The 12,306-nt window shown below is 51.8% G+C and carries 12 protein-coding genes, 2 tRNA genes, 1 pseudogene and 1 riboswitch; of the genes and pseudogenes, 5 read left to right on the top strand and 10 right to left on the bottom strand.

All coding sequences use genetic code 11. From position 1 onward, the window contains the following. From H8Q75_RS12005 to H8Q75_RS10125, 3 genes are all read right to left on the bottom strand, one after another. Nucleotides 1-99: PD-(D/E)XK nuclease family protein (locus H8Q75_RS12005; protein WP_365971059.1), on the bottom strand; the 99-nt coding region annotated here is incomplete at its 3' end. A 3-nt stretch (nt 100-102) separates the two neighbouring features. Beyond that, nucleotides 103-2,163, bottom strand: coding sequence for a zinc metalloprotease HtpX (locus tag H8Q75_RS10130; RefSeq protein ID WP_297041436.1), 2,061 nt, complete (start codon nt 2,161-2,163; stop codon nt 103-105). 18 nt (nt 2,164-2,181) lie between these two features. Next, nucleotides 2,182-2,562 carry a DUF2237 domain-containing protein gene (locus H8Q75_RS10125; protein WP_071823289.1) on the bottom strand — a complete coding sequence of 127 codons (381 nt, stop codon included), beginning with the start codon at nt 2,560-2,562 and terminating at the stop codon, nt 2,182-2,184. A gap of 129 nt (nt 2,563-2,691) precedes the next feature. On the opposite strand from H8Q75_RS10125, the gene clpS reads away from it, so the two are divergent. The 3 genes from clpS to H8Q75_RS10110 all read left to right on the top strand — a co-directional run bounded on the left by clpS (nt 2,692) and on the right by H8Q75_RS10110 (nt 4,957). Continuing rightward, complete coding sequence (clpS, locus tag H8Q75_RS10120) at nt 2,692-2,976, top strand: ATP-dependent Clp protease adapter ClpS (protein WP_011056930.1); 285 nt, start codon at nt 2,692-2,694, stop codon at nt 2,974-2,976. A 128-nt stretch (nt 2,977-3,104) separates the two neighbouring features. Continuing rightward, nucleotides 3,105-4,820, top strand: a complete 1,716-nt coding sequence (locus tag H8Q75_RS10115; RefSeq protein WP_024124126.1) for a diflavin flavoprotein — start codon at nt 3,105-3,107, stop codon at nt 4,818-4,820. Between the two features lie 55 nt (nt 4,821-4,875). Next, nucleotides 4,876-4,957: transfer RNA gene (locus H8Q75_RS10110), tRNA-Leu, on the top strand. Nucleotides 4,958-4,994: 37 nt separating this feature from the next. Here the strand turns inward: H8Q75_RS10110 and H8Q75_RS10105 are convergent. Beyond that, a pseudogene (locus tag H8Q75_RS10105) lies at nt 4,995-5,408 on the bottom strand (SufE family protein); the annotation flags it as partial. 229 nt (nt 5,409-5,637) lie between these two features. Beyond that, a riboswitch (cobalamin riboswitch) is annotated at nt 5,638-5,783 on the top strand. Between the two features lie 284 nt (nt 5,784-6,067). Between H8Q75_RS10105 and metE the strand changes: the two are divergent. After that, nucleotides 6,068-8,344 (top strand): 5-methyltetrahydropteroyltriglutamate--homocysteine S-methyltransferase, encoded by a 2,277-nt coding sequence (gene metE / locus H8Q75_RS10100; RefSeq protein ID WP_297041431.1) that lies wholly within the window; start codon nt 6,068-6,070, stop codon nt 8,342-8,344. Between the two features lie 301 nt (nt 8,345-8,645). Then, the gene (locus H8Q75_RS10095) at nt 8,646-9,101 is read left to right on the top strand and encodes a hypothetical protein (protein WP_041428937.1); all 456 of its coding nucleotides are present in this window, start codon (nt 8,646-8,648) and stop codon (nt 9,099-9,101) included. Between the two features lie 100 nt (nt 9,102-9,201). Here H8Q75_RS10095 and H8Q75_RS10090 read toward each other — a convergent pair. The 6 genes from H8Q75_RS10090 to H8Q75_RS10065 form a co-directional block, all read right to left on the bottom strand. After that, a tRNA-Val gene (locus H8Q75_RS10090) sits at nt 9,202-9,275 on the bottom strand. Nucleotides 9,276-9,304: 29 nt separating this feature from the next. Then, the gene (locus H8Q75_RS10085) at nt 9,305-9,793 is read right to left on the bottom strand and encodes a Ycf51 family protein (RefSeq protein ID WP_024124123.1); all 489 of its coding nucleotides are present in this window, start codon (nt 9,791-9,793) and stop codon (nt 9,305-9,307) included. After that, nucleotides 9,793-10,278, bottom strand: coding sequence for a Fe-S cluster assembly sulfur transfer protein SufU (gene sufU / locus H8Q75_RS10080; protein WP_024124122.1), 486 nt, complete (start codon nt 10,276-10,278; stop codon nt 9,793-9,795). Before sufU ends, H8Q75_RS10085 begins: the two co-directional genes overlap by 1 nt. A gap of 48 nt (nt 10,279-10,326) precedes the next feature. Continuing rightward, the gene (locus H8Q75_RS10075; RefSeq protein WP_297041427.1) at nt 10,327-10,740 is read right to left on the bottom strand and encodes an MAPEG family protein; all 414 of its coding nucleotides are present in this window, start codon (nt 10,738-10,740) and stop codon (nt 10,327-10,329) included. After that, nucleotides 10,741-11,613, bottom strand: a complete 873-nt coding sequence (locus tag H8Q75_RS10070; RefSeq protein ID WP_024124120.1) for a 6-carboxytetrahydropterin synthase — start codon at nt 11,611-11,613, stop codon at nt 10,741-10,743. A gap of 93 nt (nt 11,614-11,706) precedes the next feature. Next, a partial coding sequence (locus H8Q75_RS10065) for a squalene/phytoene synthase family protein (protein WP_297041424.1) occupies nt 11,707-12,306 on the bottom strand: 600 nt, incomplete at its 5' end.

Here is a 12,306-nt window from a genome sequence, read left to right as displayed (position 1 = left end):
GTGTGTGGCCTCTGGCAGCATCAAGCTCTCAAGATAGCGGTACTGATATCGCCGTGGACAGGTTTGCAGAGTGCGCAGATGGGCTTGGGAAAGTTCCATGGCCTAGATCCAACCCAATAGTGTCATGATGCCGTAGAGAATCCACAGCGTGGCAGTGGCGATCGCCCAATAGGGAGCTGCCCACAATCGTTTTCGTTGGTGGTCTGGGGAGTGCCACTCTTGGACTTCCACAAAGGGCAGGGTACCCCGTCGAAACCAACCGCGAATCACTAGCGATCGCCCCGACAAGGTTTTGAGATAGGCTGGCTCAAGGATTGGCCAAATCGGCCCCCAAGCTCTATGCCAGCAGCGCAGCAGAAACAAGCCATGATCCGTCTCCAGCCACAGGTGCTGTCCGAGGGCATTGCGCAAGCCCTTAGCTGCACACAACCTTCCCTTCAGCTCCACGGTGATACTGTCGAGGGGCAGGGCCGAGGGATAATGGAGGAGTTGACTCAGGGTGTAGGTTTGCGGTTGTCGCAGGGGATAGTAGGCATTGAACCGCAGAAGCAGACCTAAACCAATACCAATGGCAATGAAGCCCCGCGCCAGCGTCAACCCATCGGCTAACCACCAAAGGGGAAATGCGACCGGACCCAGCCACAGGGCAAGTTGGCCAATACCTGTGAGTATGAGGGCGACAACAAGGCCGGCGATCGCCCCCCAGAAGGGAGCAAGTTGTTGCCAAGCCCGTTGACAGCGAGGGGAGGAGGCAGAGGGTAGGGAAAGCAGGGGATCCAGTCGCCATTGCCGCGCATAGGTCATCAGGGCTTGCAGGCGCAGTCCAAGGGGACGATGGGAAGAGGTCAAGCGAAACCAATACCGCAGAGGGTGGGCGGTATCCCACTGGAGCAGCACTGGCCAATCGAGGGGTTGATCGCCCCACAGGGCGGCTTGGGTGGGGTTTAGAGGCAGAAGCAGGCGCAGGGATTCTAGGGAAGCACCGATTTCGCCTTGGGCACGCACGGCCGTTGCTGTGACTTCCATGAGGCGCAACCAAGCCATCACAAGGGTATTGGGATTCCCCACCAGGGCGGCGGCTTGGCGATCGCTATAGTACTGCCGCAGTTGATTGCTCCAAAAGCAGAGCAATTCTAGCCCCCGAAATAGGAGATAACTCCCCTGACTCAGGAGGGCACACAAACCATAAACCGTTCCCCTAAGGAGTCTTTGTTGCCACTGGCGGCTGTAGGGAGGTGCATGGCGATCCCCCCAACGGCTACACCAATAGTAAACGTCATAGGGCAGTTGCAACAGCAGTACAAGGGGCGTTACTAGCGTATTGAGCCCCAGCCGCAGTTGGGCAATTTCAGTGGCCATTAGAGCCAGCAGTTCCTCCCTAGAGAGCGATCGCAACAAACCTTCGCTGACAATAATTCGCCGCTGCCACCGTCCATAGCTAAAAATCACCGGTGCTGCCGTCATCAGACAGGCCACTTGGGGACGGGGTTGCCACCATGACCACGGCAAACGCCCCAAGAGCATCACCGTTTCGGGACTATACTCCTCAAGTTCGCCAGGACTAACAGGACGCAGACCATAACAGGCGCTCAATCGCCACGACCACAGCCAACTGCCACCACTGAGCAGCCCCAGCCCCAAGCAACCCACCAAAAACCACGCCATCAGCCCTTCCCAGCCCTGCAGGACTCCCAGTTGCTCATTGACCTCACTGAGAATGACAGCAATCACCCCTTGCAGCAGCCAAGCAATTAGCAGCAGTGTTGCCCCCTGGCTTAGCCACAGATAGATGCGAGGCACCTGCCGCAGTTCCATGGGTGGATTGGAAGCCTTTGCCGCAACAAATACAAGATGGGGGGAGGTCGGTTCCTCATCCATATAGCGTTCTAGTGCTGGTAGATGTTTTTGTGCCCAAGCCCGAATTGGTGGCAGGGGCGATCGCGCCAAGAGTTGGCACAGATCAATGGCCTCCTGCCATTGGTGAGTGTGGGCATAGGCTTTAATCAGGTGCAGGTGAGCCTTCAGACCTTCGCGGCGTTGACCGTAGCTGGCAATGACTGCTTTGAAGGCAGCGATCGCCAGTTGATAATCGCCGCGATTAAAGGCAGCCAAACCCGCAACATAGCGAGGATCTAGGCGAAAATCAGATTCTGGATCAGGCATATCCAAGTATTCCCTAGCTCACGGTTGCTGGTTACCACCGAGGGCATGGGCTTTCAAATCCTCTAGGGAGACATACTCAAGGGCACTGACATGGGTGGCCTCTAGAATCACAGGGGGAGCAACACCTGCTTCAAGGGCTTCACGCCAACGGGAGGCACACAGACACCAGCGATCGCCCGGTTTCAACCCCGGAAATTGATAGGCAGGCACAGGGGTCGAAAGATCATTGCCCCGCGAACGGGTAAACGTGAGAAATGCTGTCGTCATTTCTGCACAGACCACATGGGCACCGACATCCCCCGCCCCCGTCCGACAAAAACCATCCCGATAGAATCCTGTGAGTGGATTTTGACAGCAGCACTCTAAGGGGGTTCCCAACACATTCATTGCCGTCATCACAAATGTCCCCAAGTCCTTAACTCTCAGTTTAGCCATAGCATAGAAATTTCTTGAATGTCCTGATTGCACCCAATTGCTTTGCCATCAGCTAAACTAGGAGACGGTACCCTTACCATCCTAACTTGGTCTATGCCGAGTGTTGTTCCTCAAGAACGGCAACAGGTTACCCGCAAACACTACCCCAACTACAAAGTCATTGTCCTTAACGATGACTTCAATACCTTTCAGCACGTGGCTGCCTGTTTGATGAAGTACATTCCCAACATGACCAGCGATCGCGCTTGGGAATTAACGAACCAAGTCCATTACGAAGGCCAAGCCATTGTTTGGGTGGGTCCCCAAGAACAGGCAGAACTGTACCATGAGCAACTTTTGCGGGCGGGCCTGACAATGGCGCCCCTCGAACCCGAATAAGGATTGTTATTTATCAGTCCTTTATAAAGGGTGTTAGGGTGTTATCACGGCTATTAAAAACTTTGAATCCTGTTACCTTTCTTCATATGTCAGGATAAAAGGTAGTCCCAGAGATTGAGGAACTGCCTATGCCCGTCACTACGACCAAACGCCCACCCCGCTTAACCCTGCAGGTGTTGGACATTGCCCCTGAGACGACGGCAATTCGTTGCCTAGATTGGGATCGCGATCGCTTTGATATTGAGTTTGCCCTTGAAAACGGCACCACCTATAACTCGTTTCTAATCAAGGGTGAACGCATTGCCCTTGTGGATACTTCCCATGCCAAATTTGGCGATCGCTACCTCGATCAACTCTGGCAACTAGTGAACCCCAGTGACTTGAACTATCTCATCGTCAGCCACACCGAACCCGATCACAGTGGCCTCGTCAAGGACGTATTGACCAAAGCCCCCCATGTAACCGTGGTGGCCTCAAAGGTGGCATTGCAGTTTCTTGGGGATTTGATCCATCAGCCCTTTAGTCAGCAGCAGGTGAAAAATGGCGATCGCCTTGATTTAGGGAAAGGGCATGTTCTTGAGTTTGTCATGGCACCGAATCTCCACTGGCCAGACACCATCCTCACCTACGACCACGGCACCCAGACGCTCTTTACCTGCGATGTCTTTGGCGCTCACTTCTGCAACGATGATCCCTTTGACAGCGAGCCAGAACTGCTGGCGCCAGATTTCAAGTTCTACTACGACTGTCTCATGGGGCCCAATGCCCGCTCTGTTCTCTCCGCCTTCAAGCGCCTAGAACCCCTGCCACCGGTGCAGCTCGTTGCCACTGGTCACGGTCCGCTATTGCGCCATCATTTGGATCAATGGCTGGAGTCCTACCGCAATTGGAGCCAAGAGCAGGCTAAGGCCGCTACAACCGTAGCCATTTTCTATGCTGCCAACTATGGCTATAGCAATGCCTTGGCAGAGGCCATTGAACGGGGTGCCGCCAAAACAGGGGTGGTGGTTGAAAAAATGGATCTGCTCACGGCTGAACCTCAAGATATTCGTGAACTGACGGAGATTGCCGCTGGAATTATTATCGGCACACCACCGGCGACCGCTGTGGCTCAAACGGCCCTCAGTACAATTCGCGCTGCCGCCCACGCCAAACAGGCCATTGGTGTCTTTGAAAGTGGCGTGGCCGATGCTGAACCCGCCTATCCGCTGCTCAACCAATTTCGGGATGCCGGTCTAGTGCCCTCATTTCCAGTGATTCAGGTAACCGCCACCCCCACCGACGCCCTCTTTCAACAGGCGGAAGAAGCAGGCACTGACATGGGTCAATGGCTGTTGCGCGATCGCACAGTCAAGCAAATGAAGGCCCTAAACACTGATCTCGATAAGGCCCTTGGTCGCCTCAGTGGCGGCCTGTACATTATCACAGCCCAAAAAGGCGCCATTAACAGTGCCATGTTGGCCTCTTGGGTAGCGCAGGCCAGTACCGAACCCTTGGGGGTTTCCATTGCCGTGGCCAAGGATCGGGCAATTGAGTCATTTCTGCATGTGGGGGATACCTTTGTCCTCAACGTTCTCGAAGAGGGGAACTACCAACCCCTGATGCGCCATTTCCTGAAACGATTCCCCCCAGGGGCCGATCGCTTTGCCCATGTGAAAACCTATCCCGCCAGTAATGGCAGTCCGATTTTGGCCGACGCCCTTGCCTATCTGGAATGCACTGTTGTCAGTCGTCTGGATGCCCACGATCACTGGATTGTCTATAGCACCGTTGACAGTGGCCGCGTTTCCAAGCCCGATGGCATGACCGCTGTTCACCATCGCAAAGTAGGGAACCATTACTAAACTCGACGAGGGGGGCGATCGCCCCCGGCTAAAATTGCGCTAAACTAGGTTTGCTGCGGACGTGGCGGAATTGGCAGACGCGCTAGATTTAGGTTCTAGTACCGCAAGGTGTGTGGGTTCAAGTCCCTCCGTCCGCACTCTAGAATCTGATCCAGACTCCTGCAAATAATAGGCAATTGCTTTCTTTTGTATAAATCGAAAAATGTTGTAAAAACCATTCACCCGCGAGGGGGTTAGGCTAATTTCGAGGCCCGTTCGCTGAATAAAATCAGGCTTTAACTGGAGGATTTCTGCCGGAGTCAAGCCATTTACCCCCTCGATTAACAGTCCCACTAATCCCTTAGTGAGCTGGGAGTCAGAATCTCCCTGAAAGATCACTTTCCCCTCCTGCAAACTAGCAGTCACATATACCTGAGAGACGCAGCCGGGAACTTTATTTTCCGGTACCTTTTGCTCCTCAGGGAAAGGGGGTAGGCACCTCGCAAATGAAAGTAGATACTCATAGCGCCGTCGCTGCTCTGGGATCTGTTGAAAACGTTGGACAATCTGCTCAAGACGGGGAGGCAAGGGCTGGAAAAAAGGTGACATGGCGATTCTAGCAACGAGCTGGCGACAGAAAGTGAAAATCATTTTCACTTCGATTATACCTTCACTTGCCTAGGGAGACCCCCTGTGACCCCCCATCGGCTGCCTGGGCTAAACTTAAAACCTACAATGACATTCCCAGATCCGGATTCATCACCCAAAGTTGTTACTTCTATTGAGCAAGAGCTGGCTTCCTTGGGATTTGCTTTGATATCCCCGCTGGGTTATGCTATGGTTCACTTAGTTGCTCGGTTCTGGTGGGGATCAGCCATCAGACGTAAGGGGGAAAGTGCAGTGTGAATCTGCCGCTGTCCCGCAGCTGTGAGGAGAGATATCCCTCTCTAAGTCAGAATGCCCGCCGAGTGGTCAACCCGATACGTCAACATCTGCGAGGTACAGATGATAAAAGCAAGTTTTTTTGATTTCTATTACTGTCGAACTTCAAGCTTTGACCCCCCGAGGCCAAACTATCTGAGTTTAACCAACTGCTGCTAGGGAGTAGTGCTGCTGGTGTAAAGGTGGCAACTAGCTTTTTGCCGACTTTTCGCGGATTTTAGTTAGCCATCTCCGCGAGTTCCTGAATGGCGCTGTTTCTGAATCCGGAAGCAGCTAGCTTCTCCATTGGACTTACACAATTCTACACAATTTAGGTTAGGCAAACGATGAACATTCAAACCGCAACCCTAGGCTATCCCCGTATTGGCAAAAACCGTGAGTTAAAAAAGGCCCTAGAAGCCTTTTGGAGCAATCAACTGGATGCAGAAGCTTTGCTCAAAAAAGCGCAAGACATTGAATTGCAGAATTGGCAAAAGCAGCTTGAGGCGGGCATTGATCGCATTGGTATTGGTGATTTGAGTCTTTACGATTCTGTTTTAGATTGGAGCATCCGGCTTGGCATCATTCCAGAGCGGTACCGCTCTTTTACAGGTCTGGATCAATACTTTGCAATGGCAAGGGGCAAGGATGGTATTCCAGCCCTTGAGATGACTAAGTGGTTTGATACCAACTATCACTATTTAGTACCTGAAATTAGTGAGTCTTTTCAACCAACTGACTTCAGTGATTTCCTAGAAACTGTTCGTCGTGCTCAAACCCTCTTGGGCGATCGCGCCGTTCCAATCGTGCTGGGGCCTCTCACCCTCCTACGGCTCAGTCGGCTAGAGACGAACCTAGAGCAAGCTGTTTCCTACTTGGGCGATCGCTATCTCATCCTGTTGAGGGAACTCAAAAATCTAGGTGTTGTTGAAGTGCAAATACACGAACCCGCCTTGGTCTTAGAAGACGCTGATAGCCTTAAGAGCTTCTATCAATCCACATTTGATACACTGCGTCAAGCCAACCTACCGATCCATCTTGTGACCTACTTTGATGACCTAGGGGCAGCCTGGCCGTGGGTGATGGAGTTACCTGTGACATGCATCAGTTTAGACTTTACCCGTGGGCACAACCTAGCCCTGCTGCAACAGCATGGCTTCCCAGCAGATAAGCAGTTGGGGGTAGGAATTATTGATGGCCGCAATATTTGGAAAATTCGGCCTGAATCGGTGTTGTCAACCTTGAAAACGATTCAAAGCATCACCGCCAATATTCGGCTACATCCTTCATCTTCCCTGCAATTTGTCCCCTATGATGCAAAGCGAGAGGTCAAGCTACCAGAGCCTCTGCGAGAGGTCTTGAGTTTTGCTGAGCAAAAGCTGGATGAGGTAGTCCTCTTGGCTCAGGTGCTCAATAGCAATGATGGAACCCATCGCGAAATCTTAACGAAAAACCCCGAATTCATAGCCATACAAGCTCAATGGCAAGCTTTTGAGCAATTTAGCCCTGTCAATCCAACGGTACAGGCGCGGCTTCGCAATCTGAGTGTGCGTGATTTAGAGCGCCCGCTGCCTTACGAGCAACGTCGAACACTCCAGCCAACCCTGCCGCCCTTTCCAACGACAACGATTGGATCATTTCCCCAAACCGCCGAGGTTAGGCAACTGCGGGTGAAGTTAAAACGGCATGAAATTACCCAAGCCGAGTATGAAGCAGCAATCGATGAGGAAATTGCCAAGTGCATCCGGTTACAAGAGGAAGTGGGTCTAGATGTGTTGGTGCACGGTGAGTTTGAGCGCTCCGATATGGTCGAGTTCTTTGGCCAGCAGCTCTCTGGATTTGCCTTTACAGAACACGGTTGGGTGCAAAGCTATGGCAGCCGCTGTGTACGTCCACCCATTATTTATGGTGACGTTGCCCGCACTCAGCCAATGACCGTTCGCGAGTTTAAGGTGGCACAATCCCTCACCGACAAAATTGTTAAGGCGATGCTGACTGGGCCTGTCACTATGATTAACTGGTCATTTACCCGCACTGACATTCCTCGCAGTGAACAGGCAATGCAGATTGCCCTTGCTTTGCGAGATGAAGTTGCGGATTTGGAAGCAGCCGGTGCGAAGATAATACAGATTGATGAACCTGCCCTGCGGGAGGGGCTACCCCTGAAAGCAGAACGCTGGAATGAGTATTTGTCTTGGGCTGTGGATGCGTTTCGGTTAGCTGCTGGCGTTGCTAAGCCTGAGACCCAAATTCACACCCACATGTGCTACTCCGAGTTTGGTGACATCATTGAGCACATCGAGCGGCTCGATGCGGATGTGTTGTCAATTGAAAATAGCCGCAGCAACAATGAGACCCTATTTCAAATTACGGATGCCGGCTACAGACATCAAGTCGGCGTCGGTGTTTATGATGTCCACAGCCCAGCGGTGCCCAGTGTTGAGCAGCTAGTGCAACAGCTCCGAACTTCAGTTGAAAATTTACCCCCTGAACAGATTTGGGTCAACCCTGATTGTGGATTAAAGACGCGCCGCTGGGAGGAAGTGATTCCATCCCTGAAAAATATGGTAGAAGCCACCAGAACTATCCGGCAAGAGGCGATGCAATCTCAAAATAACGCCTAGACACTCTGTTGTAGCTCCTGGCAAAACCCAGGTCCCTTAGCAGTATATTCCGGATGTCGGTGAGGAAGAGATGGTGTTTAGGGTTGACAATGGCATTCCTTCCCACAGTGATTGAGAGGCTGGGCTCAATTCCTATCGGTGGCCTACCCTACACAGTTGGACTTTTGGTCATCGGTAGGAATTAGCAATATCAACTTCCTAAGCAACCGCGATATCTCAGCGAAGGACTGTTATGTCCAGGGGCAATCCTAATCCTGTTGAGTCCAGTTCTGGCCTGAATGGCTCTCTTAAGGAGAAACTAATGGATGAACTATCGGAAATGCCACATTGGCAGCAAGCCTTTATTGCCACGAATTTGTTAGTACTTGGATATAACGCTTGGGCAGGTTACCTATGGGGTGAGCGAGGAGTGGTTATTTGCAGTACCAATTCTCCTGAGTTTGGCATTGCAGGGGAATCTTTCCGAACCCACTTTGTTCCCCGTTCCCGCCTTGCTCCCTTCTTAAATGCTTGGTTAGCCGCTCCTGATACTGTGATTTTGCGCCATCACTTTATGACTGCCCACATTTTGGAAGCAGTGGATTCTTACCATCCAGCTACCGAATTAATATTCCTCTTGGAATCCTTTAATCGAGTAACGTTTTTCTATCTGAAGAACTTACCGATCGCCCCGCCTCAATGTTATGAACAGGTGCGTAGAAATTGGCAAGAGTTTCAGCCAGCTATTTGTCAAGGGCAGCGCCAAACTATGCAGTAGCTTTGGATTTGCCTATACCAGAACCAATGAATTGAGGCCTAGTAAATAGGTTGCTTAAAAATCCTTCTTTCTAGATTTATTTAAAACAGTTGGTTGGTTATGGACACAACTGGACTCGAACCAGTGACCCCCACGATGTCAACGTGGTGCTCTAACCAACTGAGCTATGCGTCCTTGGCTTTACTAGTTTAGCATACACAAGGCTAATCTTGCAGCAGTTTAACCGTTACATTTGTATCGGCGCGATCGCTCAACGACCGCGTAGCCACCCCTAAAATGACCGGCTCACTTACCCCCGGTTCAGGATGTTGGATAGTACGGGCAATCACGGTCAGGCGATCGCCCCCTCGGCCTAGCCGTCCCAAGGAAAATAAATCATTGGCTGCTTGTACTAGCGTTGCTTCAAGGGTACTGAAGTCAATATCGGCAGGAACAGTGATCACGGCTTGAGTGGCACCATTGTCATAGACGAGGGTGTATTTGCCGGCACCAGGCACTGGGGAGTGAACAATCGGCACAATACTCAGGGCAAAGAGTCCGACCGTCACAACACCAAGAAACCCACTAATACCGACAAAGCGAAAGCGCACACCCCAGCGAAAAACAAAAGCGAGTGCAGTCAAGCCGGTCATGGCAAGGGTGGCAATGCCTGCCCAGCGGCTATAGGTGGCAAAATCAGTGGGGGTCAGCACTACTGTTCCTCCTCATTACTGACAAAGCCATTCACAGGGGCTTGATCTTGTTGCAAGGCTGCGCGGAGGGTATGCCAGGTCAAGGTGGCACACTTAATCCGTACGGGAAACTGAGCCACCCCCCGCATCACATTCAGCTTCCGGAATTCTGGGGGAAACTCAAATTGCCCCTTCATCATGGCTTGGAACTGCTCCACCATTTGAAGGGCGCGACTGACGGGCTGACCCCGCAGGGCATCGGCCATCAAGTCTGCTGAAGCCATCGCGATCGCGCAGCCTTCCCCCTCAAACTGAATATCCTTAATGATTGTTTCGCCCTGCTCATTTGTCTGTAGGGCAACGGTTAAATCAATCGTGTCTCCACAGGAGGGATTATGTCCCCGTTGCTGGCGATCCACAGGCTGGGTGCGACCCCGATGGCGGGGTTTCTTATAGTGGTCCAGAATAACCTGCTGGTAGAGGGTGCGAAGATTATCAATAGACATTGAGAGTACTCTATGCTTGGTGCATCTACCCCAATAAACTAAACTATCTTAAGTGGCGAGGGTGGTAAGACTTTGCCAAAAAAGCGTCAGGGTGGCTGCCGTCCCGACACCAAACATCAGGGAGCGCCCTAAGGGAAAATTGGCAATGTAGCAAATACTGTATAAAAAGCGAGCTACGACAAAACTAAGGCTGGCGATCGCCACCGTTGCATCATTCACACCCGCAAAGAGAGTTAGCAGCACCGCCGCAGCAAAAGGCATGAAGGTTTCAAAGCTATTTTCATGGGCCCATACCGCCCGCTGCGCAAAGGGAGGGAGCTTCTCAAAAAGGGCACGGGGAGCCGCCATATCAAAGCCTGCCTGCAGGCGTCCTACCACCACAAAAATGTAGGGGAAATAGATAAGCAGTGTTGCCATCAGTAAACTGGCAGCCAGTAGCCAAGGGATATTGCTCAACATCATCTAGGCTCGCTCCAACACCGGTAGAGCAGCACTGATCCCCTCATTTCGAGGGGGCAATTCTTCGCAGAGGATTTCGCAAGCGTTATTGGGACTCTCAATCAACTTTACCCTATGAAGCGTCGCACCCAATTGGCGAATCGGCTCCTGCAACAACTGGGCAATGTAAATGGCGATATTTTCTGCCGTTGGCACCACCGTCGCGAAGTAGGGAATATCCTCATTCAAAAACGTGTGATCCAAAGGTTCAATCACCTGTTCCCTGAGGACTTCCTCGAGCTTGACCAAATCCACAACCATGCCGGTACGCGGATGAATAGAGCCCTTAACCGTAATCTCCACGTGGTAGTTGTGGCCATGGCCGTGGGGGCGGGCACACTTGCCATAGATGCGGCAGTTCTCTTCGTAGCTGAGGTCCTGAAGGGCTAGGCGATGGGCCGCACTAAAGTGAGTACCAACAGAAAGATAGGCTTCCATAGGGTCTCCCGTATAGTCCGCCCAAAGGCGGGGATGTTCAAACAGGCGAATGCGCACAAGGGGTAAATGGGGAAAGAGTCGATCCCAAATCACCCGCGCAATATGCTCAGTCGTGGGTAACGTGGCTTGAAACTCTGGCCACACCTCGTTGAGATAGGAAAAATTCAGGGGTTCAATGACTTCACGGCGAATAACATGCTTGACCTCAGACAGATTCAGCACCATTCCAAAGTCATCCACCGTGCCCCTTATCGAAACAATCAGTTCGTAGTTGTGGCCGTGACCGGGAAAGTAACTATTTCCACCAAACCGAGCCCGATTTTCTACGTCAGACCATTCCGGCAGCCAGTAGCGATGACTGGCGGCAAACTCAGCACGGCGGTGAATAATACAATCCATGTCAATTTATGAAGATTTGCAACAATTGTACCCTCTCTCCTTATCGTAACGGATTCTGGCTCTCCTAAGTATTGGCTTTTTTGACACACTTCCCTAGAGGCCGCCAAGGATAAAAGGCTTCTGCCGCACTTGGCCAATTAACCAGCGGAGACCGTGGTTACTGAGAATAGATAAAGGCCCCATAACCATGAGGGATTTCACCTCTGCGCGACTAATTTTAACCCCACCCCCCGGTTGGAGCATCGCCGTTGAGTGGGTGAGCTCCCGCAGGGTGGCATAGGCAAAAAGCAGCGGTAAGACGCAGAAAAGACGAATCGGAATCGCCGCCTTGGGTACGGATAGCAAGTAGGCTTGGGCTTCATCGAGATCGTGCCAAGCGAGGGCAATCAATTCTTTAATGGCTGCATGATTTTGCTGAAGATGCTCGGCACTGAGAATGGACTGATGACTGCTGCCTTGAAGTATTAGGGATTCATTGGGAATATAGATCGAGTTTTCGTGCTCTGCATCCCAAGCAATATCCTTGAGAATGTTCACTGTTTGGAGAGCTTCGCCAAAAGCAGCGCAGCGCTTGAGCAGCACTTGGTATTCATCGGCTCCAATACTGGGGGAGTGTTCGTACCACAGATCCGTCAGGAGATAGCCAACCGTACCTGCAACGTAGTAACAGTACTCTTTATATTCATCGAGGGT

It is taken from the genome of Thermosynechococcus sp. OHK43, assembly GCF_014466085.1.
Lineage (GTDB): Bacteria > Cyanobacteriota > Cyanobacteriia > Thermosynechococcales > Thermosynechococcaceae > Thermosynechococcus.
The sequence above is the reverse complement of the archived record's forward strand: the minus strand, read 5'-3'. Positions and strand labels throughout refer to the sequence as shown.